This is a genomic window from Pseudoalteromonas phenolica (genome assembly GCF_044788725.1).
Classification (GTDB): domain Bacteria; phylum Pseudomonadota; class Gammaproteobacteria; order Enterobacterales; family Alteromonadaceae; genus Pseudoalteromonas; species Pseudoalteromonas phenolica_C.
On the sequence record NZ_CP173162.1, the window covers coordinates 857,941 to 880,690 of the forward strand.

Consider the following 22,750-nt stretch of genomic DNA (forward strand, 5'->3'; position numbering starts at 1 on the left):
GAAAACAAAATGACAATACTCAATCATGGAAGAGCATTACTCTTCAAATTAATAGCGCTGCTGGGTATCGGCTCTGTGCAGACGGCCTCCGCATTTGTTGCAGAGCAATTTGAGCAAGCCTATGCGCCGATAATGGTCGGCAATATCACGACGTTTATACCGATAGATTTAACACCTGATGCAGTTGTACGAGTATCAAGTAAACAAGTCGGTGACTACACCCAGCTAGCTTGGACGCCTTCTTCAAATGCTGAGTATTATAAAGTCCTAAAATATAATGGCAGTACATGGGTAACCGTAATGCCGAAAGTTACGAATAGTTTCTATACCTATAATGGTACTGGGCAGTTTAGAGTTGTTGCATGCTTTAAGTATGGGTGTCAAAAATCTACAGCAACCAGCGTAGATGAAAAAAATGAGTTGTCTATCAGTGCCTTCTACACACAAACAAACGCACAGACAAGCGAAAATAGCCAAGTGACAGTGGCTTGGCAGCTTGCGGGCTCTACAAGTGCCACTGTGACTCATACTCAAAACGGCCGAGCAACAACTAAGCCAATCACAGCCTTACAATCAGGCTCTACAAGTTTTTATGTACAGTCAGACTCTAAATTTAGATTAATAGCTAATGGGTTTAATGGCGAAACTACTTCAACAGAGATCCATGTTGCAGCTCAAAGAGCCAACCCCTTCTTAGATAAAGGTCTTAAGAGTGAATATAAACAACCGTTTTATAATCTCGGGTTAGATATTATTCAGCGAACCATTTTACAAACTGAGCACCATTTAGTTTTTGCTACACATGACAACAAACTATTCTTTTATAGAGCTTATCAAGAACAGGGGCAGCCAGTTTCTTGGCAACAAGAATGGCAGCTAACGCTTGATGGTGTTGTGAACAGTGTTCCTAATTTAACAGAAAATTATTTGTATTTTAGTGAAACCAATGCAAGCAACCAAGGACGACTTTGTAAAGTACGCTTGACCGATAAACAAAATTTAATCTGTTCAGATTACTATGCAGAGCCATTGTTAACGAGCCCTATCATTGTCAATAACGATGGTGATTACTCTGCGAAGTTCGTCGATTCTATTTCTCAAACAACAAAAGCCACAGGGATATATGCATTTTTTCATAATGGAGATGTACGTATTTTTGACCAGCAAAATTTAGCACCAAAACCGCAAAGTTTTACCTTATCAAACGATCTTGAGCATCCGGTGATTAATACACCGACTGTGTTTTTAAATAAAAAACGGATTCAAGGTATCAGTCCTCAATTTTTGATTAAAGAGCGAGACAACGTAATGGGTGTAGGCATTCCTACAAATCAGATTGTGCAACAAGCCCAAAGCTTTGGGGTGCTGGCTTATGGTCAACAAGCTACGCCTAAGCCAATGACAGTCATTTGGAAGGGTCAATTATGAAAATTGTCTTAGGGAAAGTATTTTCTTTTTTAGCTTTAATAGCAGTTTCTTTTACAAACAGTGCATTTGAGAACTCTTGCCCTGACATTGAGTACACTCGTGCAGAGGATCATATTGACACTAAGAATATACCTTATTCACACAGTTTTTATGAAGCTTTGAGAGACAAATATGGAGCTTCAAAAATTCTTAGTCCTAGAATTTACAAAGGTTCAACCCGACTAGCTACTTCATCTTGCGGACTTTGGGGTGTTGCTCCAAATAGAGGATGTTTAGAATCAAAATTAGGTTTGGGTCGGCATAGCTTAACGTTGAAAGTTCCTTATAATGTTGGCAATGGCCATAAGGATGCTATTTGTAAGACTGTACTGAATGTCGTTGAGAAGCCGGAAGATTTTAATGTAGTAATAGATGCTCCTTCGGATAATGAAATTTCAATTAGTCAAGGTACTCTGACAATCAATGCTAAAGCACAAAATAATCCGCACTTTGGAGTGGATTTAATGCTCTGGAGTATGTGGAGTAATCCCATACATTTTAGTAGAAGAGGAACTTGTCCCAACCCAGAAATAAATAAAAATTGTGAAATTACTTTTGATCTCAATGAAATATCATCTGGAAGCCATACCATCACCGTTGAGGCTCGTGATAGTCAATACCCGCCTAAAGTTGTTACAAAATCATACAGTTTCACGGTGGTAGAGGTTAATAACTTCCCGCAAATAAGCGATATCACAGTGTCTAACAATCGTGCTTTATCACCAGGAGAAGACGCACTGGTTTCGTTTACAATCACAGACTCAAATGTGCAATCAGGCAATCAGTTAAATTTAAATACCTTCAGGCTTAACGAGAGTAATAGTTTTTTAGGTTCATGCTCTTCTAGCGCAACCGAAATAAAATGTGAAAACCTGGCCGTTCGAGCAACAGAAGAAGGTAACAGCAACAAATTCCCAATTACCGTAGAAATAAGTGATAACGCGGGTGCGAGTGCTTCAAAAACTGTCGAAGTAGAATTTGATTATGCGCCAGAAGCTAATTTTGACGACATGCCTCTATCTGCCTTTAAAAACGACAACTTGTCAATCAAAGTCCATGCAAGAGACAGCAGCGGTTTGAAAAGTACACAAATTTGTGTCATGCCCAGCACAAATGAAGACGCGAGCACAACAGTTTGTAGAAAAGAATTGGCAATTTGTGAAGGTGATAGAGCATCTGAATGCTCAGCAAACTTTAAATTTAATGATCCTGAACATAGTTATCAAACTAATCAGCTCGACTTTTACATTGTTGTAAAAGATGAAAATGATAAACCATTACGAGAAGGCGTGAAGCATAGGGTCGCGTTTAAAGATCGATTTAATCTATCAGGCACTATAGAAAATAACGGCAATGATCATAAATATAATGTGGGTGATACCGTTACTGCTGTGATTAAGGTTGGCCAGTTTTCAAGTGATGCCAACTGGTTAAATGCTGTGAGTATCAGTGGTGTTGATACAAAAGACCTTACCTTTAACCCCGAAATTCCTACGGATCTGCCTGTTGTAGATACAGGTGATCCTGAAAAGGCAAAAACGATTACCATTAGCTGGGAAGCAAAGTCTGCTGTGTCAAGTCAACAGATTTCCGTGACAGCAACCGCGGGAAGAAAAAACGCAGATAATAAACACCCAAATAATATCACGATTAATAATAGACATATCGGTGATATCACTGTCATCGCTCCTACACCACCGAGTCCTCCAACGCTTAGTTATGTTGAAACTGACAATTTATACGAATTGAAGATTGAAAAATTTAATCATACTGATCAGTTTGATGTAAAAGCGATTGTGGCGGGCACAGTCGAAAAATCACAAACTATATCGGTAGCAGGTAAAACATCAGTTGATTTTACGTTTAGATCTATGCCGAAAATGCACGGTCAAAATTTACACTTTACAGTAAAAGGTCGTAATAGCTCTGTTGATGGCGATGTGTATCGCTACCCTCAGAAAGGTTACATTAAAATTAATCATGAGATTGCCAGACCTTTGCCTCCTTATTTTAATGAACAGCAGCGACAAGAGTCAGGCTCTTACACATTAACTTGGCCAAGTCCTGATGATTCGACTTCATATCATAAAGTGAATTACTGGAAAGGGCTGCCGAGTCAAAAATCATCGTCTACTCAGCATATGTCTGGTGCAATAAACACAAATAGATTTTATGTGCCTGGCTCTATGAGTGAGCAATTCTCGGTGCAGCAGGGTCAATACACTTTTGAGTTAATAGCATGTAATGCAAAAGATGAGTGTACTGCGGGCCAGCAAATCACCATAGATCATATGGCGCCAATTTTACAATCTTTCGTCGGGCCAAACTGTGAATCGTTATCGGCGTGTGATGTAAATTATAGCTGCGAGCAAGATCAAAGTTGTAATGACCCAGTTATCTTTAACTTAAAAGGGTTATTTTTAAATGCCTCACAAGGGGTGATAACAGCAAGAGTACGTGCAACGGGTGAGATATTTACAGGCGTAAATAAAGCACTTTCAGGCAATGATCTTTCTGTACAATTTAATAAAAAAGTGTATCAAGGTTATATGCAGGGCGGGTTAGAAATTACCGCCTCTAATGGTGTTTATCAAGGTGATAAGAGATTAATCAGTACGCTCGTGGTTGATTCTACAGGCAGTGATGGGCAGCCAGACTTATTAGATAGCCCAATCGCAGTAAGTGACAACGGCTATTTATATGCCGGCCGAGATACAGGTTTGGCAGGATACAAATTTAATGATAGCAATGGATTAGATGAACTTTGGTTATATCAACCTAGAACTAATAACAGTGGACGCGATGATGTCGCAGCCAAAGTGGTTGCGCGCCCATTGGTTGAGAGTATTGACATTGATGACCATATTTATTTTGGTTCTGTGAATCATCAATTTTACAAGCTACGTCATAGACCAGCACAAGCAAGCGAGTCAGCAAGAACAGTTCAAGACTGGTTGTTTACGTCTAAAGGTCCGATTGTTGCACCAGCACAATTAGATGAAAACAGTAATTTATATGTTGGTTCAATGGATGCAAGCTTGTATTCATTAGATAAAGACACAGGTCATGTACAGTGGCAGTACCATTTCCCAGCCGGAATTAATCATCAAGTTGATGTTTCGTCAGCAGGGCAAATTTATGTAAAAACGTCAGATGGTGAATTACACGTAATAGATCGTGAGATGATCTCAGCCAATGCCATTAAATGGCGCGACTTTGGTGTGCTTTATGATGCATTCAGAGAGCAAATAGAAGAATGGAAAAGCTCCCGTTGGACGCCAAATCAAGAACACCCAGAACTAACTAGATTAACCAAAGCCGCTGTAATATTACTACAACGTGCACCAACTCGAGATCAATTGAGTTTACTGACCTATTTATATGATATGGGTCACCCATTTAACGAGCTGATCAGTGCACTTATTAATGCCAACCCAGACTTAGCCACTGCGGATGACGCGACCTTTATTCGTACCTTGTTTGAATATTTCCTTGGCGACGCTACTGCCAGCAGTAGAATTGGCGCTGGTAACCAAGCTTATTGGGTTGGTCAATTACAAGCAGGTGAAACACGCGCGGAAGTCTTTATTGCGATGTTAAGTGCAGGTGCCGAGAGGCAGCAATATAACGTCATCGTTTACAGTTTACTGTATGATTTTTACGACTACTGCATGCCAGCGAGGGATTGTAGTTATGATTATGACTCAGATGGCGATGGTTTAAGTAACTTAGTTGAAGCTCACTTAGGTACCAATCCGATTGATGCAAGTGATGGGTTAGCAACGCCAAGTTTAACCGCGACTGATAATGGACAGGGCACCATTGAATTAGCAATGGGTACAACCGGGCTTGTGCAAGAATATGAGCTTTATGTATCTGAAAATGGCAATGGCTACTATCGTGCAGAGGTTATTGCTGCGCAAAGTGCATCAACTGAGCCTGCAAATGGCGACACAACCTCATGGTTTAAAGAATTCGATAACGGTGAGTACCGTTTCAAGGTAAAAGCTTGTGTTCGTGTGGTATTAGAAAACAACCCGAGAGTTTTACACTGTAGTAATAATTATTCTAATGAGAGAAGAGTACTCGTTAACGACAGTATTAAAACATCGCCATTGAGTGTTTCTCTTCCCTATACACAAGCGCCAATGAATGCACCTAGTAATGAAATACTGTTAGAGCACGCTGGTTTGGCGCCGACGCTTGGCCAATTTAGAGTCAGCGAGGCAGGCTCCGCTACGTATAATATTCCAATTGAGCTTCCTGCAGGTATCACAGGCGTTAAACCTTCTGTTAGTTTAGGCTACAACTCACAAGCACCACGCACGAATGTAGCATTAGGCTGGAGCTTAAGTGCGGCTTCTAGCATTAGCCGCTGTCGACAAACTAAGGCACAAGACGGCCAGTTTAAAGGTATTACATTCAGCGAAGATGATAGATATTGTCTTGATGGTCAGCGCCTAATTAAACTTGACACAAACCTGTCTATTCCTGGTTTTGTTACGCTAGCTGCATATGAAACAGAAATAAAAAGTTATCAAACAATTATCAAAGTAAGTCACGATGAAACAGGCAGAGATATGTTTGTCATTCGTGGTAAAGATGGCAGTTATAAATACTATGGTGGTACTGAAAACAGCGAAGTTACTATCACCGACAGTAATGATGAAACACAAGTTTTAACCTGGTTAATTCATACTGTACAAGACAACCTACAAAATGATGACACAACGATTTCATATACTTATACCACAGAGGCATCTAATTCAAATCAGTTAGGCGCAGGTGAAAGAGTTATCAGCCAAATACATTATAGTGGTAATACAGTCTCGTTTGAATACGAGGCACTGCCTGTTTATCGCTCAAGTTATATTGATGGTAGCAAAATGGAGCAAACTTCGCAGCTCACTAGCATTGTTGTTCGAAATCATAATGGCTTTGAGTTAGGCCGATACGAGCCTAATTATAGTTTTGCAACTAATGGTCTACGTTTATTAACCAGTATTGCGCAATGTCGTAATAATGTATGTAAACGCCCAATTACGTTTGACTACAATAGTTATACAGCCAACATTAATTTTGGCTCTTCGAGTACCATATTTTCTTCATCGGGTGATAACAAGCTTGCTGCTATGACCCTGTTAGATACCCAAGGTGATGGCACACCAGAAGTTGCAACACTGGAAAGAGTGGGGCATGAAAAATATGAGCTATGCTTTTTTGAAGGCAACACTTTCGAAAATCCAACAGAACTTGCGTGTAAGCTTATTGGCCGTTTTGACAATGAAGAGTCAGTTGTAATGGTTGCATTAGATGAAAACGGCGACGGTAAGCAGTCTCTTTGGATAAGTAAGCGAAAAGAGCTTGACGGACATAGCCTAGAAAATCGATTTAACTGGGAAAGAGCAACGCTGATACAGCGTGGTGGCTATAGTTATGTAGAAATAGGTGCTATTCCTATCACTGGTGATTATGCCGCTTTCATTAAGAGCTTACAAACTGCAGATTTTAATGGTGATGGTTATGGTGATTTAGTCTTTTTGCAAAAAGAAGTTACCCTATCCAGTGGCAATGAGTGGCACTCATTGTTCAGTGATAAAAATGAACTATTTGTTGCCATGTATGATACCGAAACTGAGAGATTTTCGGTGCCAAAACAGTTAACCTCAAGCGATCCGGGTAGCTACTCCAATTTCATTGAAAAAAATACCCCTTGGTATGCAATGGATGTTAACTTTGATGGTTTGGCAGACATCGTGTCATTACGTTGCCCAAGTAACGACTGTGGTGAAGGCAAAGCCAAAACAATTTATGTAAGTACGAATAATGGCATCTATCCACATGGCGGCTTTCTTCAATTTACTTCGAGTGCAGTGACAACCTCATCGGCAAAAAACATCGAACATTTGACCCCGACAGATGTAAACAGTGATGGTTTAGTTGATTTTATTTACTTAAAAACAAGTGAGCATAATGACAAGGTAAAAGAGTGGCGCTTGGCATTGAATAAATCGAGTCAGCGACATTTATATGATAACAAACACATTGCTTGGTCTAAAACAGATCCACTTCAGGATGAGTTACCAACAGATTTAATTGCCCCAATGATATTGGACACCAATAAAGATGGTCTATTTGAGCTAAACTTTGCTCTGAGAAATAAGCAATATGATTATCCAGCGGGTTGGATGCAGTACCTCTGGGATATTGACTCAGAGTCATTTGTTGAACATCGCTCTAATCCTTTCTCTACCGGTGAACTTGATTTTGAACAGGGTGATTATGCATTCACAGCAGATTACAATAATGATGGTGTTCAAGACTTACTGTTCAAGGCAGGTGATTCAGTTGTTGTAAAATATAATCTAGGCCAATCTCCATATGAGGGTTATTTATCAGATATTACACAAGGTTATGAGAATAAAACCCATATCGATTATGCCTTAATGACAGATCCATCAGTCTATAGACCGATAGTGCTTTCAGCTTATTCAAATACAGGCTTTGAAGAAGATCAAGAAGACATAGATGCATTTAAAGAGCAAGGGCTCAAGGTCACGCCAATTATTGGTCCATCGCCTTTGGTTAAAGAGGTCTCGACTGATAGCCCAAGTTCAATTAATGACACGCTCAAAGCCACAGTAAGCTATAAATATAAAGGTGCTTATGTTCAATTTGGTGGCCGAGGTATGTTGGGTTTTAAGGCATTGACAACGACCAACATAAAAGATGGGCACACATTCTCTACTACAACCCGTTATCACCAGGCATTCCCTAAAACTGGGCTGCCTGCGCGCACCATTAAAAAAGTGGGTGCCGATACTATTAGTGAAAGTACGAATAAATATAAAGCTATACGAAACACACGAGGGCTTAACTCGATTTACAGAGTATTCAATGAATCTACAGAGGAATGCTCTTCATTAATTGATTTAGTCGATACCGGTGTTATTCAAAGGAGTGGCATGGACTGCTCTATTAACGAAACAGTCCAAGATGAATACGGTAATGTTACTCAAACAGTTTCTAAGCGAGTTGAACCAAACTCTAATAAGGTGTTATCAAGTATAACAACGGAGAATACGTATGGCTCGACTTCTGGCGATGACGAAACCTACAAAGTGTTGGGTCGATTAACTGAATCAACAGTGACGCACAGTGCCAAAGGTAAAGTTGATCATTCACTGACTTCTAAGTTTACCTATTATGGTCCACAGCACGAACATGCTTACATGTTAGAAAGCGAAGTCATTGCTGAAGATCAAGGGTGTGATTATGAGTTAACCACAGAACATATTTATGATGCTTTGGGTAATACAACAGTAGTTAGCACTACTAATAGCGGTTGTGCCAGCGACGAACAGCAAACACGCATAAGTGAAACTGTATTTGATGACGAGGGACGTTACCCACTTTATACCAAGCAAATAGGTGATGCAGAGCAACAAGGGTTATTCGTAAAGGGTGCAGAGGTCATCAGCCGCAATGTATTTGGCCAAGTGACAGAAGCGCAAACTGTTAATGGCACTCGTGCCTTATCAATTTACGACGTATTTGGCTCAAAAATTGGTACTTATGCGACCTCGGGTACACAAAGCTATACCTATTTAACAGCTTGTAACGACAGCGATGCTTGTGTGGCGCAATCGAATAAGCTGGTTAATGGCGAACTGGTTGAAAAGCAATACCTAGATAGAATGGGGCGCACCTACAAGTCGTCTAGTTTAACTGCAAAAGGCGCTTGGTTGCATAGCACAGTCAGTTACGACAAATATGGTCGAGCACTTGTACAAACTGCACCAGGTAGCGCAGAAGTTACAACTGTATATGATGTGTTTGATCGTGTGATTAGCAGCACAGATAACGATACCAATGTAACAACCACTTATTCGCAGTCAGGGCGCACAAACACAGTAGAAGTAAGCGGTACAGGGGTGTCAACCGGAGCACAAGAAACGTCGTCTACTAAAAATGTCTTAGGCCAGCTCATTTCAGCAACCGATGCACTGGGTAACGTGTTGACATACACCTACGACAGTCGCGGTAATCAACTGACGGTGAGTTCCTCAGCCGACAATGGTGATGTGTTAATTACCAATACCTTTGATTTGTTGGGTCGAAAAGAGACTTCTGCTGATGTAGACAGAGGTAATTGGTCATATAAACACAACGCATTTGGTGAATTAACTAAGCAAACGGATGCGCGTGGTGTAGAAACACATATTCGTTACGACTCATTTGGTCGAAAAATAAGGCTGTGGCATACCGTGCCTAGTAATGAAATAGAAAATGAGGGTGAAAGCAACTGGGTGTACGGTGAAGAGCTCAGCAATGTTCATCAGTTAATATCAGCTTCTCAAGGCAATGACTGGGAACAATACTACTTCTATGACACATTCGGTCGTTCGGCTTCGACTCTAACAGCCATTGAAAACAATCAATGTATAGAAGGGGTTACTTTTAATACCCGTTTGAACGACTTACGTATCAAGGCGAGCCATCATGATAAAGATGCCTCAGGTAATGCAAGAAACATCACAGATGCACAAACAGTCACAAATCCTTTGGCGTCTAAATGTGTGATTCAGCAGACAGCCTATGATGAGTTTGGCCGTGTGAGCTTAAAATTTGACGACTACCGTCGACTTGAAAGTGGTGAGTATATTGAAGCGCGAGGTGTCAAAAATACCTACCAAAATGGTCAAGTTGTGGCGAAACATGAAGCGCGTGAAGGGCGTTATGGTCAACTATATTACGAACTTCAGACGCTTAATGAACGAGGCCAAGTGACGCATTATAAAAAGGGTCGCGCGTTAATGGAGGTCACATATGACAGCCGAGGCTTATTGTCTGAAATAGCGTCGACCAATTACGACTACATTCAGGCCGACAGTTATCGCTTTGATGGATTAGGTAATTTAACTCGTCGAGCACAAATTGCATTACCTGAAGAAACTTATGAGTATGATTTACTTAACCGAGTAACCCATGTGCAAGACCTGAACTTGTTCAGCTACAGTGATAGCGGCAATTTAGAGAGCAAAGCTGAGACTTTTACATACACGAACAGCAGTAAAACACAGTGTCGTAAAGTGCAGAAAAAGTGGTCGCAAAGATTTGGTGAAAATGGCGCGCCAAGACATGCCATTACGAGTCGAGATTACGACAGTGCTGATAATGAAGACAGCTGTAGTGACTCTGACAATGGCGGTGGCGGTACCGGTGGACCCATTGTTATTTTGCCACCACCAATCGATATTAGACCACCAGTTGATGGTACATGGGGGAATGATAGTCCGTTACTTGGTTCGCAGCCTCAAAGTGCACAAATGAATACAATGTCCTTGGGCAGTGCAGCCAATACTAAGGTAACAGAACGCTTTGAATACGATGCAAACGGTAACCAAACCAAGTTGTATGTGAATAACAGCAGCTACCGTACGGTAAAGTACACGGCACGTAATAAAGCCTATTTCATTGATGCCAATAATGAAGAGGTTACCTTTGCGTATGATGTGAATAATCGCCGTTACAAGCGTAAAGATAAAAAGCAAACCGTCTACTATGTAGGTGCACTAGAGCTTACCGTTGAAACGTCTGAGAATCCAAATGATACAACACCATTTGTAAAGCGTTACATAGGTAATGACGCACAACAAAAGTATTATATGAATGGAAATGCATCGCTACAGTGGATGTTTACCGACCACCAAGGCTCTGTGATTGCAATTACAAATAGAAATTACAAGCTGTTGGGCCGTTATTCGTACGGAGTATTTGGTACGCAAAAATCTCATGCATTATTAAATAATGTAGATGCAATTAACTTTGCATTCAATTTGACAGTTTTTGATCGTGTGTCTGCTAACTTCAGAACTTACACGGGTCATGAGCCAGTCAAATTGGGTAATGATAAGCGTGTTATTCACATGAATGGTCGCATTTATGACTCGAGCACGGGCAGCTTTATGCAGGCTGATCCATTTGTGCAAGCGCCACTGAACCTGCAAAATTACAACGCATATGCTTATGTGCTGAATAATCCGTTGAGTTATACCGATCCTAGTGGTTATTTGTTTAAGAAACTATTTAAAGCGGCTATGAGTCAGGCGGGTGCAATTATTGGGGGCTTGTCTGGGGGGATCGTTGCTGGTGCAATTGCGAGTTGGGCATACGATAGAGCTATGAATAGCGATGGAGTAGCTGCTTTTGTTACTGTTGGTCTAAACTTTGTGCCAGGTTGTCAAGTTTGGTGTGCTGCCGTGTTCACCGCGCAGAGAACTTATTATCACACAGGAGATGTTGGAGCTAGCTTGAGGGCAGGCTTTACATCAGCAGCAACAGCCGCTGTTTTTTATGGCATCGGAAGTGCCTTTGATGCTACTGCTGGCTTCTGGCAGGCAGGAGGTATAGGACATATAACCGCCCATGCTTTGGCTGGTGGCATAATAGCAGATGTACAAGGAGGGAATTTCGGACATGGATTCTGGAGTGCTGGGTTGTCAAAAGGTTTCCAAGTTGCTGGTTTGGTAAGTATGGATAATGTGGTGGTTGGTACGTTACAATCTATGGCTATTGGTGGTACCATTTCAAAAATTACAGGAGGTAAATTCTCTAACGGTGCTGTAACTTCAGCTTACCAATACCTATTTAATGCAAAAGCAGGTAAAGGCTGGGCCCAATTTGGTCGAGATCTCGCAAGGTTATTGAATGGAGATAATAGAACAACGAACCAGAAAATTGTTGAGCTAGGTGCAGATCTAATGGACGCCGGTGTGTCCGCTGAAGATGCTGAGAGGATTGCAACAAAGAGAGTTACAAACAGAGGAACCAGCTGGAAAAACGGTTGGCGAACTGCTGACGGAAAGTTTGCAAGCCCTAACGGCCCAGGAACCCCAGGTGCAGCAGCAGAGCAAGCAGTTTGGGACGCCGTAAAACAGAAACCTGGCTGGAATGTAATTGAAGGCCGTGTTTCTGTTAGAAATGCGAATGGACAGCTACGTGTATATGACGGTGCTGCTGTAAGTCCACGAGGTAGAGTTATCGGTTTGGAAGTTAAATCTGGATCAGCAACTAAAACCGCTGCGCAGAGAAGTTTTGATAGTGGTGTGAACACTTCTAACCCTGCTGTCGGAGTTGGTCAAAGTAGCGGTATTAATGTTGGTCGATCACTAGAAATTCGAGTTCCATAGCATATTGATATGAATGATATTAAAGAAGCAAAAACTAACGTGCTTAAAATGCTAGATGGGCCTGTAGATCAGGCCCTACTAGAGCTAGGTTTTAAGCGGAGAAAGGGATCACTTGTATATAAGAAGAAACTTCTGGAATCTATTCAAGAAATTGAGTTTGTAACGGATTATTTCCCAAGATATGAGGATGGGGCTGAGGCGCATATTCATCCTGTTTTTGTTTGGAAAATACCCTCAGTATCTGAGGAGGCTTTGAAGCTTGTAAGTGGCAATAAAATGTTGCTTGCGAATGCTCCAGATATTCTTCTTAAGCAACCGATTGAAATTTGTGCCCCTAAAGAAAATCATGAACGCTGGTTTACAAAAGGCGAAGAAGATTATCCTAAGGTTGGTATAGCCATTTGTTCTTTTATCGAGAAGTGGCTAGTTGATTTACTTGAAAGCATGCAAGGTATTGATGACTTGTTGAAAGCATATGAATCTTCCAATGCTTTTTTATTAAAGCAACAGCATTGGTATGTGTTTGTTACGGCTGCATATATGCTTAGAGGTGCACCAGAGAAAGCCAAGTTGGTAATGGAAGAGCACTTAGGTAATCCTGGTCTTCGGAAAAGATACTCAGCTGTTTACGATAATCTTTAGCTTTGAAAGCCCGCATCATGCGGGCTTTCTTTTATCTCAGCCGCCTGCTTTCCTGAATCCCAGCGTCTGGACTGATACTAATTACTAATGGCTGACACTGTTTGCTTCAATGGTTTTTTAATTACTATAGTTCTTCGAGTGTCGTTAAATATTCCAGTAAAATATAGCTTTTAATTTTTAATTAATCTGGTGAGGTAGGAGGTTGTTTTGCCTAGTTTTCTTAAGTTATAAGAGAGGGGGGGTAATATTGATGTGTGTCTCATTAATTGTTTGCACCTAATTAAAAATAAAATGAGACGGGCATAACCCTGTAGAAGGTGAAAATAGAAACTAAAATGCGTTAAGATAGTTACTTTTTTAACTTGTTTTGGAGTGTAGTTTCTGTTTCTATACGGGTTTGATATTTAAATTAAAAAGAAAAGGAAAAAATCATGAAAAAAGTGGCACTACTTTTTACACTGGTTTTATTATCTTTTGACCTCAATGCTTATACAGCAAAAAGTGATGTTGAAATTAAAAATATACGTGTCAGACCTTCGGTGGCTTACGTAAAATTTTCTGGGTGTAACAGTTATTCAAAAATATATCTTACTAACGAGTATTACAAAGCAATGTTATCGGTTGCTTTAACCGCTGCTGCAGCAAATAAAAAGGTATCAGTCGAATTTCAGGGTAAGCAAAGTTGCGCTAATACTGAGCCGCTTATTAACTACATAGACGTTGCAATTTAGATACATACGTGCAAACCCACAAATCAGCGGTGTCACCCATTAGTCAGCCGTTGTAAAGTGCGCGAGTGAATTTCTGCCGAGTTATTTTCAGCATTAAACATTAGTCACTCAATCTTCACTCGCGCCCGTTTTTTCTTTATTTTGATGTCGGATAATCATCCGCACCAGTCACCCATCTGGTTCTAGGTAAGTTGCCTTACCCCAAGCGTTCGCTCCACAAAATACTCGGTGCCAGCAACGCGTCCATATAGAAATAACAGAAACTGTGGTTCAATTTAATGACCAACCTTTTAGTGGCTCACGTGCTAGGCGAATGATTAAATCAAGTGGCCGATAAACCCATCCAATCAGAGTCTACTGGTTCATACCAACCCCTTTGCTGGCTTGGGTTTATCAGCCGAACGCTTTGTTAACATCAAACGGTTCATTGTTTTTCATCATATAATAAGCCGCTCTTGCCAATTTGTGCGCTACCGCTCTAATCGCAACGATACCGTTCTTCTTTTGGTACTTGCGGTCATAAAATGCTTTCACTTTCGGTTCGTAGCGTACAGCCATGTGTGCCGCTTGTGAGAATGCCCACGAAAGATACTTATTACCGCTTTTTGCATTACCTTCGCCTTTTTTCTTATTGTTACTCTCACGTAAATTTTGCACGCAGCGGCAATAAGATGCGTAATCGCCTACAGTTTCAAATCGCGTTGTAGTGCCCGTTTCAAGTAGGATGGTAAGCCCAAGTATGGGGCCAATTCCCGTCATGGTTTGCAATAATGCGAGCTTTTTCGGTGCTTCGATGGCTTTTTCAACCTCCTCTTCGAGTAGCTTTATTTCAGACTGGATTGAACGATAAATGCGTAAGTTAGTGTCAGCAGCCGTTTTTAAGTGATGTCTTAATAAAGTCACTTCAAAAGATTTTTTCTTGATTTGACTGCTACTGACCCTAATGCCAGAACTTCGCCAAAATTGGTTTTGAATAGACAGCAATTGCTTGCTGGCTAACTGCACAAGCTGCATCCTTCTGCGCAACATATCGCGCACCGCACGCTGCTCTTTGGGGTAGATGTATCCCGTAGGCAAAATCCCTAGGCGCATCAAGTGGGCAAGATGAAACGCATCTTTAAAATCACCAGAGTATTTAAGCCCTTCGTATTGTTTAACAGCCGCAGTGTTAACCAAAAGCATCTTAACCCCTTGCTCTGCTAAGCCATCGACCAACCAATACCAATTGAACGTTGACTCTACAGCAACCCCAGCTAATTGTTCTTTAAAGGGCGTTAAATACTTCAAGCACAATGAAATATCATTGGCGATGCGTTTTGAAAAAACAGTGTTGTCTTGTTCATCATTAATAACGATGACATGATTATTTGAATGTAGATCAATACCACAGTAAAGTGCCATAACAGTCTCCGGTCAGTCTTGGTTTCAGCACCTGTTAGCATAGCTAACGAAGGCCCCGGAGGCTGACTAGAGGATTATCAGGTCTTGCATTGTGCAATATTAGAAAGGTTAAGTATATTTAGTTAACCTTTTTATTTATAATTATTTCCATTTTCCTTTTTATTCTATTAAAATCAGCGCTTTAGAAAATGTTAAAAAGTTGATATAAAATGAAAATAAACACTCTTTTTCTTATACTTCTTTCTCTAGCAACTGCATTTAAAGTACATGCAGGTTCGCATTATGGAAAAATCACGAAGTTTGACTTACATTCAGATAATTGGTCAAAGTACGATGTAAATGATATCGGCATTTTGTCTTTTTATGTAGAAGGGTTGCCAAATTCTTGCAATCAAGAGAATGGTCTAAATAGAGTGGTTATTACAACAGAACACCCTTTATTTAATGCTGTATTAAGTACAGTAATCTCAGCTAAAACATTAGACAGAGCTTTATATGTTAATTATCTAGATAGCTGTAAAGTTCGAGATAGAGCTTGGGATTTTGGTTATATCGGGTTTAGGTAATCTGTGCTTAAATCAAACCATCTTTCAAAAGCTCATAGACTTGAGCTTTTATATTTGTTTACATAAATCATTAGCTTAATAAAGAATTATATTTCATTAATTGTTACTATACCTCTCACTTTATATTAACAAAACAAACAAAAATGAAGTATGTATTATTAGCTTTTCTGCTTACCTCCTCAAGCCAACTATTCGCTTCTACATCACAAACCAGTTACTTCACGGTCGATAAAGTACGTGTAAGTGCTAATACAGGTAACTTATATCTAGATCCAGTAGAAACCCCTCAGCATTTGAATACCACCTGCTCTGCTAAAAGCATGTATGCGATGCATAGAGATGATAATATGTTCCATATTATGTATTCTCTGGCCCTTTCAGTTGCACAATCAAAACAAAAGATTAAAGTATGGCTATCGACTGCAGAAAATGACTGTTTGAGTAACTATCAGAGAATTAGGCTTATTGAGGCTGATTATTAATAATCATAGATTAAATAAAGCGCATATAGCGCTTTATTTTACATTGATATAACGTATGTTTGCAGATGCCCAAGCTTTCCAATCATTACAAGAAGCAGGTACTGCATCTCCATCAAAATGAATGTAATCAACTTCTGACTTAGTGGCTTTCGCGGTTAATAATGTAGAGTACAGCATTTTACATGTTTCAGGCCCAGTTTTATAATTGGTGCCAGTGACAGACCATTCTTGCTCAGGATTACAAAAGAATACAGGCCGGTTCATGCTACTTAATTTTACCATAAATCGGTTGTCAGCATGATAAGCGACCTGATCAACAGTGCCCTTGCACGAGAGAGAAGCAGCATAAGTAATTGAAGTGACAGATATGCTTAGCATTATCATAGTTGTTTTTAATATATGCATAATATTCCTTTAGTTTTATAATTCAAAAGAATATTACTTGTAATTCTCTAGGAAATAAATTAAATGAAAAAGTATTTTATTTTGTCTTTCATGCTTTTCAGTATGGGGAGTGTTGCAGCTGAAGACCAATGGTCTGGTAATGTAAAAGTTTTAGAAATTTATACTGGTTATAAGCAAGGTTTCTTCCTTTTTCGTACCACAGGAACTGCGCTTAACCCTGCCAACTGCAAACAATCAGGCTTGAACTCAGTAGAAACGTCAAATGCTGATGTGGAGTCTGTATTAAGTGTTTTGCTTGCGGCAAAAATGTCAGACAAAGAAGTTAAAATTGCAGTTGATGGAGATCGTTGCGGAACCAGTGGTATAGAGCATTTAAGCGATAAGCCTTCGGTTTCTAGAGTTGTCATTTTATAAGGAAAATTCATGAAAAAGTTGACTGTTTTACTACTGTTATTGCCATTTTTATCTGTTGCTTACACACAAGATACAGGCAAAATCACAGACATTTTTGTGTCTCAAAGTGGCTCGCTGGCTATAAAGATTAACAGTGGCAAGCAAGGCATTCCTAATGCAGCTAAAAAGTTTAGTTGCACTTCTGGCGGTGGTTGGGTAGGGCTAAGTAACCCGCACTCCATCATTGTTTCTGCAATCATGACAGCGAAGACAACACAAGAAGAAGTAGTTGTAACAATTGATGGATGTGAGGGCGGCTGGTTCAAGATTAAAGATATGTATATAAAATAAAGAAAGGCAGCTGTGAATCTGGCTGCCTGAATGATTAATTTTTTAAGTACAAAGAGCCCGCACCAGTTAGTTGATTAAAGCTACCGCCATGCCAGCCATATTCAACACATTTATGGGAATAAGCTTGTAGTTTTTTGTTACCCATAAATGCCGTCATTGCAACAGCTAAAATATGTTCATACTGAGGATGATCTACAGCAACAAATATTGAGTTTGCATTAGAGCATTCAGATGGATTTCCAAACTCTCCCCTTATTTGAAAACCCTGAGCGCGAATTATTTCTATATCAATAACACTGGCTGTTTTAGTCCAGCCTCCAGCATATGCTGGCATTGATGTTATGAAGATAGCGATTAAAAGTTTTTTTAGCATAATTTTTATTAACCTACAGTTGCAAAACTAACCAGAGTACATAGAGCATCGTCTTTATATATTACAAAAACTTTAGACTTAGTCGCTTTTGCTGAAAGTATTAAACTCCAAAATCTATTTTTATCATGAATAGTGGCATGGCTGGGAAAGGTTAACCGACCATTTTTACAAGTTGAACCGCTAAAAAACACTACTAGGCTGTCTCCAAAGTAGTTTTCCATTTTCCAGCCTGTTGGTACTATAGTCATACTCTTCGTAGAGCCGAAAGCCAAAAAAGGCATAAATACACAAAATAAAATGAGTGTTTTCTTCATTTTTACTCCTTAAAATATTGAAAGTTTTTTATATTAAAGGATTACTTATGAAATATATACCTATGGTTCTATTGCTGATTTTTAGTTTTAAGGCGTTTGCCGAGCGACAAACTGGCCTTATTACTGGGCTCGTTCCATTTGAGAGTAATGGCAAAAAAATTATTGTCTTTAAACTGCAGAATAACGTTTCTGGAGAGTGTAATACTACGGCGAGATTTGCATTTGAGGACAGTAAACTAAATTATGATTTAATGGTTTCGACGCTGTTGTCAGCCTATCATTCTAAAACTAAGGTACAAGTTGAATTTAACCGTACATGTAATGCATGGGGTAATTCATTCGACACTCGTTACATCTGTATTGGTGATATTAATTGTTAGAGAATTAAGAAACTGACAGATTGCCAGTTTCTTAGAGTTTATTCTCAAAAAACCAATAAAATAAATAGAATAGTTATCGAATCAAATGCCATTTAGTTTGGCGACCAGCCAAGTACCAGATTGTCTTACCATCAAATACCGCATCTTGCTCAAGTTTTATCTGAACCCATTGGTTATCCTTCATACTAATGCTTGGACTTGAAGCATGACCAAAAATACTATTGGAGATGTTTTTATTGTTCGAGCTGTTGTTTCAAATATTCAATTGCTGCAGTCAGTTGGTTATCTACCTGAACGCGGTGACTCTGAATCGTTCTAGGTACTAATATGTCAGGCTTCACACCAGCATTGATCAAGGCATCACCATTTAAACGGTTGGCTTTCATATTGGTGTAAATGAAAGTGACGCCCTGAGCTGAGTTTTGATTGAAACCTCCGAATAAGCCCATTTCAATTATGTTGCCATTAATGCCTGAAGTCGGTTCACCTAAAATTGGAATACCACCACTTCTGGCAAATATAAGGCTGTGCTCATTAGAGCTTTGGCTGTACCGTGAAGAAAGCGCAACTACGGGAACCTTAAACTGGTTCTGTGCAGGCTGAATAGTTTGAGATAATGGCTGTTGCTTAATTTCTGTTTGATTTGGTGCCCCTTGCCATGAATATGAGATTGTATCGTTTACGGCTGTATTGTTAATAAACCAACTCAAGACAGTTTGCCAGCCATGCCAATCAGTGGGGTAATTTCGCATGTCTAATATCACCCCTTTGGCATCTTTTAATTGCTCAAGTACATCAGCGGTGTCGTTACTTGAAATATTATAAATATTCAGTCGGTAAAACCCATTTGAAAGCACTTCAACTTTTTCATCACGTCTAGGCACATATCTCAAGCCATGAAAACGAGTTAGTGCTTCTATTGGTTTAGGCGTGACTTGAATCGTATTCGTTTGTCCATTCGGCTTCTTGATTTGATACTCAATACTTTCAAGCGATGCAGTAAACACATCAGTGTAAGCTGGTACTGTTTTACGTTGTAGGTCACTTTTCAGTGAAGAATCGGCTTTGTCTTCAAGATAATCATGGATGTCTTGGTCATTAATTTTCAGAATTTCATCGCCAATCTCTACGCCTGTTTGTTGACTTTTCTCTTCGCGAACGACAATGGCCCTACCTTCAACAAGTTCGTATAAAAAAGGGATATACTTATTTTGCACGTGCTGCTCGGGAGTAGGGAGTGCAATAATGATATGGTTGTCTTTTAGTTTGGTGAACTCAGTGTATATTTTTGCTCGTTTTTGTATGAAATCGTCTTCAGTACAAGCTTGAAGTAAATTAGGCAAACTGTTCTGCCAATTCACTGAAATTTGGTCGAAATAAGGCCAGAAATGATTGATAGCTGCCCACATGCTTGAGACTGATGCCATACAAATCTCAGTATGTTGAAACTCTTCAGACAGCTGCCAGCGACCCAGTTGTTGAAAGGTTTGACCTTGAAGTTCTAAATTCTCAGGAAGATATAAGGGAAAATATAAAGCTTCTTGAAAGTAATCTACCTCGGCTATTAAGTTATTGCTGGAATAGTCACGGTTTTTCAATTCACCATAGCTTTGTGTTAGTAGCGTGCGTGTATACACTGCTTGGTTTAAAGGTGCATTTTGTAACCAAGTTGAGACTTCCGTGTTATCGTTCACCTCTGGTAATAATGTCTCATCGGTAGTCAAATATGGTGCAATTTGTCTGAGCAAAAATAAGCCTTTGTCAGCCCTCTCTTGTTCTGGGGTTTGGCTTAACTCTATAATGCTTTCAGCTATAAAAAGTGGCCAATCTGAGTTCTGGCTTGCTATTGAGGGGTAGAAGTACTGAACTGAGTGGGCAAGCTTAACAAATTGTTCTATGTCTAATTGTAGTTGTTCATCATAAGAAACATCTGGTTTATGTTGAGGCGAGCTTGGTAGAGGGGAGATTGCTTCGAGTTTATTCGATGATTCAGTTGGTTTATTGTTAGGCTTATCACTATCAGACCCGCAACCAATAAGTGAAAAAGTTACTACCAGTGTAAATATCGCTTTTTTCATAACAACTCCTTTTGCCTTTTAGGTACAAATTAGAGTGTTTTTTGCACAAAGTAAATATTTTGTGGTTTTTGAATAAGCTGATCCTTATTAAATTCTCAAACTTTTACTTCGGCATTGATTCTGTGATAACCGATAAAAGAACATACGCCAGCTAAAAACCAAAGAGCACCTGCAACAAGAGAAAATATGGTCACCTGATCAGGAAAGAGCACACTCAAAGGTACTGTGGCTATCCCTCTGAGGGTGCAAAGCACAGAAATAGTCATAATGGCTGGCTTCAGTAATGGCAATTTTCTGATCACTGCCGCTCCCGATAAGCAATAAACCGAGGTTGCAACAAATAGCAGTGATACCAAAGTCGTTTCTAACGCGGCACGCCAAGGTGCGCGCTCAGATAATTCAACTAAATATTCAGGTGCCATTTGCGCACGATAACACTCTGGACCAAGCACGATGCAAGACATATGTGCTAAAGCAGTAAAAAGGGCAAGTAAGGCGACGCTTATCAGCAAAAATGCCCCTGAGAATTTAGTTTTCATGTTAAGTCGAACCTTTCAAAGCTATATAATTTAGTGGTTAATTGTTAAGACGCTTCAATACTGTCAGGTGTTTTAGCTTCATTTTTAAAAGCTTTAACTAAAGGATCAACACCATCTTCTTTTCCCAAAATAAGCAACAACAATAGCAGTCCGCCGGGCACCAAAACAAGTTTTAAGATTGGGCCTAAAACATAACTATAAAAGCTTATAAAAGGTAAAAAAATGCAAGCACCGATAATACGAATAAATAAATCCATTTTAATCTCCAAAAAATAAATGAGCGTGCTCATATTAATATTGAGCGCGCTCATTTATCAATAAAAACTTTGCAACTTTTTATAAAATTGTTTTAATGGCGCATTATTTCGGGGGGCAAAGTGTCTAAAAGAGAACAAACAAGATCGCGGATCTTAGCTGCGGCATGGCAACTTTTTAAAGATAATGGCTATGAAAAAACTAGCACTAGAGACATATCGGCAGCGGCAGGTGTCGCGACAGGGACCGTGTTTAGTCATTTTCCAAATAAAATTGATTTGCTGAAATCTGGCTTAGAAGTGCAACTCACGAATTTGTTGGTAACAACAGCTGAGTCTGACACTTCAAAGACTGCGAAAGATCGCTTATTGCATTTTGCTTCTGCTCTATACCCTTTCTACTTATCGCAAAGAGAGTTTAGTAAAGAACTTTTCAAAGAAATTTTATGGCAAAGCCAATCACTAAATCCTCAGCTTAGTGCGTTTAAACTTCAGCTTGTTTCAGGTAATGAAAGTCAACTTTTCTATGCCAGCTTATTAATGGATGTATACTTTATGACTTTATTAGAAGGCTTGAATGATGACTCAGAAACAGGGGTTTCTTTGATAAATAAATTACGTAACAAGCTGGATTTCATCTCTGAGCTTAAGTGAGTTTCTTTGCTCGATTTTGTATCAAATTAAATGAGAGCTCTCTTTCCCATACTGACAGATGAGAAAGAGAAATCCTTATAGCACCCCTCTTAATTAAGTACTCATTTTGAGGATGGGTTTCATACATTAGACTTTGAAAAATTGTACTGATTGGAAACCTGCATTGGTGATATGCACCTCTAATGGCTCGTTATTCAATACATTTTGTTTTATGTCTATGCTTAATTTTTCTATATTTTTTCGTACCAGCGGGGATATTTCACCACCTTGATATACTGGGAATTTTGCAACCCACACACCCGCTTTGCTCTTCTTCAATAGTAAAACGTCACCCGTTTTATCATCGTAAATGGCTTCTTCTATTAAAAATTGGTGTAGTTGGTTTGCAACGGCGGTATCGACAGTCGAGGTGTCATAAACAAACTTGGCTTCGCCATGCTCTAGGCTGTCAAAGTTATTACTTAACATGAATGCACCAACCACAAATGCGATTACTGCAATAAATACAAATTTAGACATTTTCGTAGC

The 22,750-nt window shown here is 39.6% G+C and carries 18 protein-coding genes; 10 read left to right on the forward strand and 8 right to left on the reverse strand.

The genetic code is table 11. The annotated features are described in order from the left end of the window. Nucleotides 1–9: 9 nt before the first annotated feature. The 4 genes from ACH784_RS21255 (at nucleotide 10) to ACH784_RS21270 (ending at nucleotide 14,032) form a co-directional block, all read left to right on the forward strand. Nucleotides 10–1,428 (forward strand): hypothetical protein, encoded by a 1,419-nt coding sequence (locus ACH784_RS21255; RefSeq protein ID WP_404395811.1) that lies wholly within the window; start codon nucleotides 10–12, stop codon nucleotides 1,426–1,428. Continuing rightward, nucleotides 1,425–12,659 carry a SpvB/TcaC N-terminal domain-containing protein gene (locus ACH784_RS21260; RefSeq protein ID WP_404395812.1) on the forward strand — a complete coding sequence of 3,745 codons (11,235 nt, stop codon included), beginning with the start codon at nucleotides 1,425–1,427 and terminating at the stop codon, nucleotides 12,657–12,659. The genes ACH784_RS21255 and ACH784_RS21260 overlap by 4 nt, the downstream gene beginning before the upstream one ends. Nucleotides 12,660–12,668: 9 nt before the next feature. Then, complete coding sequence (locus tag ACH784_RS21265) at nucleotides 12,669–13,301, forward strand: hypothetical protein (protein WP_404395814.1); 633 nt, start codon at nucleotides 12,669–12,671, stop codon at nucleotides 13,299–13,301. Between the two features lie 431 nt (nucleotides 13,302–13,732). Continuing rightward, nucleotides 13,733–14,032 carry a hypothetical protein gene (locus ACH784_RS21270; RefSeq protein ID WP_404395816.1) on the forward strand — a complete coding sequence of 100 codons (300 nt, stop codon included), beginning with the start codon at nucleotides 13,733–13,735 and terminating at the stop codon, nucleotides 14,030–14,032. 393 nt (nucleotides 14,033–14,425) lie between these two features. Here the strand turns inward: ACH784_RS21270 and ACH784_RS21275 are convergent, their stop codons facing one another. Continuing rightward, a complete protein-coding gene (locus tag ACH784_RS21275) occupies nucleotides 14,426–15,433 on the reverse strand; it encodes an IS110 family transposase (RefSeq protein ID WP_404395818.1) in 1,008 nt (335 codons plus the stop codon). A gap of 209 nt (nucleotides 15,434–15,642) precedes the next feature. Between ACH784_RS21275 and ACH784_RS21280 the strand changes: the two genes are divergently transcribed. Further along, complete coding sequence (locus ACH784_RS21280; RefSeq protein ID WP_404395820.1) at nucleotides 15,643–15,999, forward strand: hypothetical protein; 357 nt, start codon at nucleotides 15,643–15,645, stop codon at nucleotides 15,997–15,999. A gap of 143 nt (nucleotides 16,000–16,142) precedes the next feature. Then, nucleotides 16,143–16,481 (forward strand): hypothetical protein, encoded by a 339-nt coding sequence (locus tag ACH784_RS21285; RefSeq protein WP_404395822.1) that lies wholly within the window; start codon nucleotides 16,143–16,145, stop codon nucleotides 16,479–16,481. Between the two features lie 33 nt (nucleotides 16,482–16,514). Here the strand turns inward: ACH784_RS21285 and ACH784_RS21290 are convergent, their stop codons facing one another. After that, a complete protein-coding gene (locus tag ACH784_RS21290) occupies nucleotides 16,515–16,886 on the reverse strand; it encodes a hypothetical protein (RefSeq protein ID WP_404395823.1) in 372 nt (123 codons plus the stop codon). A 63-nt stretch (nucleotides 16,887–16,949) separates the two neighbouring features. Between ACH784_RS21290 and ACH784_RS21295 the strand changes: the two genes are divergently transcribed. Further along, nucleotides 16,950–17,300 carry a hypothetical protein gene (locus tag ACH784_RS21295; RefSeq protein ID WP_404395825.1) on the forward strand — a complete coding sequence of 117 codons (351 nt, stop codon included), beginning with the start codon at nucleotides 16,950–16,952 and terminating at the stop codon, nucleotides 17,298–17,300. Nucleotides 17,301–17,309: 9 nt separating this feature from the next. Further along, on the forward strand, nucleotides 17,310–17,630 hold the full coding sequence (locus ACH784_RS21300) for a hypothetical protein (RefSeq protein ID WP_404395827.1): 321 nt from the start codon (nucleotides 17,310–17,312) through the stop codon (nucleotides 17,628–17,630). Between the two features lie 34 nt (nucleotides 17,631–17,664). On the opposite strand, the gene ACH784_RS21305 is transcribed toward ACH784_RS21300, so the two are convergent. Both ACH784_RS21305 and ACH784_RS21310 read right to left on the reverse strand, forming a co-directional pair. After that, entirely contained in the window at nucleotides 17,665–18,003 is a 339-nt protein-coding gene (locus tag ACH784_RS21305; RefSeq protein WP_404395829.1) for a hypothetical protein, read from the reverse strand. An 8-nt stretch (nucleotides 18,004–18,011) separates the two neighbouring features. Next, entirely contained in the window at nucleotides 18,012–18,317 is a 306-nt protein-coding gene (locus ACH784_RS21310; protein ID WP_404395831.1) for a hypothetical protein, read from the reverse strand. A 47-nt stretch (nucleotides 18,318–18,364) separates the two neighbouring features. On the opposite strand from ACH784_RS21310, the gene ACH784_RS21315 reads away from it, so the two are divergent. Further along, complete coding sequence (locus tag ACH784_RS21315) at nucleotides 18,365–18,697, forward strand: hypothetical protein (protein ID WP_404395833.1); 333 nt, start codon at nucleotides 18,365–18,367, stop codon at nucleotides 18,695–18,697. Nucleotides 18,698–18,930: 233 nt separating this feature from the next. On the opposite strand, the gene ACH784_RS21320 is transcribed toward ACH784_RS21315, so the two are convergent. From ACH784_RS21320 to ACH784_RS21330, 3 genes are all read right to left on the reverse strand, one after another. Next, nucleotides 18,931–20,775: a S41 family peptidase gene (locus ACH784_RS21320; protein ID WP_404395834.1), complete on the reverse strand. Its 1,845-nt coding sequence runs from the start codon at nucleotides 20,773–20,775 to the stop codon at nucleotides 18,931–18,933. Between the two features lie 95 nt (nucleotides 20,776–20,870). Continuing rightward, entirely contained in the window at nucleotides 20,871–21,314 is a 444-nt protein-coding gene (locus tag ACH784_RS21325) for a hypothetical protein (protein ID WP_404395836.1), read from the reverse strand. 44 nt (nucleotides 21,315–21,358) lie between these two features. Continuing rightward, nucleotides 21,359–21,571 (reverse strand): hypothetical protein, encoded by a 213-nt coding sequence (locus ACH784_RS21330; protein ID WP_404395838.1) that lies wholly within the window; start codon nucleotides 21,569–21,571, stop codon nucleotides 21,359–21,361. Nucleotides 21,572–21,691: 120 nt separating this feature from the next. On the opposite strand from ACH784_RS21330, the gene ACH784_RS21335 reads away from it, so the two are divergent. Then, entirely contained in the window at nucleotides 21,692–22,222 is a 531-nt protein-coding gene (locus tag ACH784_RS21335; RefSeq protein ID WP_404395840.1) for a TetR/AcrR family transcriptional regulator, read from the forward strand. Between the two features lie 126 nt (nucleotides 22,223–22,348). On the opposite strand, the gene ACH784_RS21340 is transcribed toward ACH784_RS21335, so the two are convergent. Next, nucleotides 22,349–22,741: a hypothetical protein gene (locus tag ACH784_RS21340; RefSeq protein ID WP_404395842.1), complete on the reverse strand. Its 393-nt coding sequence runs from the start codon at nucleotides 22,739–22,741 to the stop codon at nucleotides 22,349–22,351. Nucleotides 22,742–22,750: the final 9 nt, after the last annotated feature.

Excerpts from the sequence above, each read along its gene's own strand:
- ACH784_RS21255 (WP_404395811.1), top strand. The coding sequence starts at position 10 with ATGACAATACTCAATCATGGAAGAGCATTACTCTTCAAATTAATAGCG.
- ACH784_RS21260 (WP_404395812.1), top strand. The coding sequence starts at position 1,425 with ATGAAAATTGTCTTAGGGAAAGTATTTTCTTTTTTAGCTTTAATAGCA.
- ACH784_RS21265 (WP_404395814.1), top strand. The coding sequence starts at position 12,669 with ATGAATGATATTAAAGAAGCAAAAACTAACGTGCTTAAAATGCTAGAT.
- ACH784_RS21270 (WP_404395816.1), top strand. The coding sequence starts at position 13,733 with ATGAAAAAAGTGGCACTACTTTTTACACTGGTTTTATTATCTTTTGAC.
- ACH784_RS21275 (WP_404395818.1), bottom strand. The coding sequence starts at position 15,433 with ATGGCACTTTACTGTGGTATTGATCTACATTCAAATAATCATGTCATC.
- ACH784_RS21280 (WP_404395820.1), top strand. The coding sequence starts at position 15,643 with ATGAAAATAAACACTCTTTTTCTTATACTTCTTTCTCTAGCAACTGCA.
- ACH784_RS21285 (WP_404395822.1), top strand. The coding sequence starts at position 16,143 with ATGAAGTATGTATTATTAGCTTTTCTGCTTACCTCCTCAAGCCAACTA.
- ACH784_RS21290 (WP_404395823.1), bottom strand. The coding sequence starts at position 16,886 with ATGCATATATTAAAAACAACTATGATAATGCTAAGCATATCTGTCACT.
- ACH784_RS21295 (WP_404395825.1), top strand. The coding sequence starts at position 16,950 with ATGAAAAAGTATTTTATTTTGTCTTTCATGCTTTTCAGTATGGGGAGT.
- ACH784_RS21300 (WP_404395827.1), top strand. The coding sequence starts at position 17,310 with ATGAAAAAGTTGACTGTTTTACTACTGTTATTGCCATTTTTATCTGTT.
- ACH784_RS21305 (WP_404395829.1), bottom strand. The coding sequence starts at position 18,003 with ATGCTAAAAAAACTTTTAATCGCTATCTTCATAACATCAATGCCAGCA.
- ACH784_RS21310 (WP_404395831.1), bottom strand. The coding sequence starts at position 18,317 with ATGAAGAAAACACTCATTTTATTTTGTGTATTTATGCCTTTTTTGGCT.
- ACH784_RS21315 (WP_404395833.1), top strand. The coding sequence starts at position 18,365 with ATGAAATATATACCTATGGTTCTATTGCTGATTTTTAGTTTTAAGGCG.
- ACH784_RS21320 (WP_404395834.1), bottom strand. The coding sequence starts at position 20,775 with ATGAAAAAAGCGATATTTACACTGGTAGTAACTTTTTCACTTATTGGT.
- ACH784_RS21325 (WP_404395836.1), bottom strand. The coding sequence starts at position 21,314 with ATGAAAACTAAATTCTCAGGGGCATTTTTGCTGATAAGCGTCGCCTTA.
- ACH784_RS21330 (WP_404395838.1), bottom strand. The coding sequence starts at position 21,571 with ATGGATTTATTTATTCGTATTATCGGTGCTTGCATTTTTTTACCTTTT.
- ACH784_RS21340 (WP_404395842.1), bottom strand. The coding sequence starts at position 22,741 with ATGTCTAAATTTGTATTTATTGCAGTAATCGCATTTGTGGTTGGTGCA.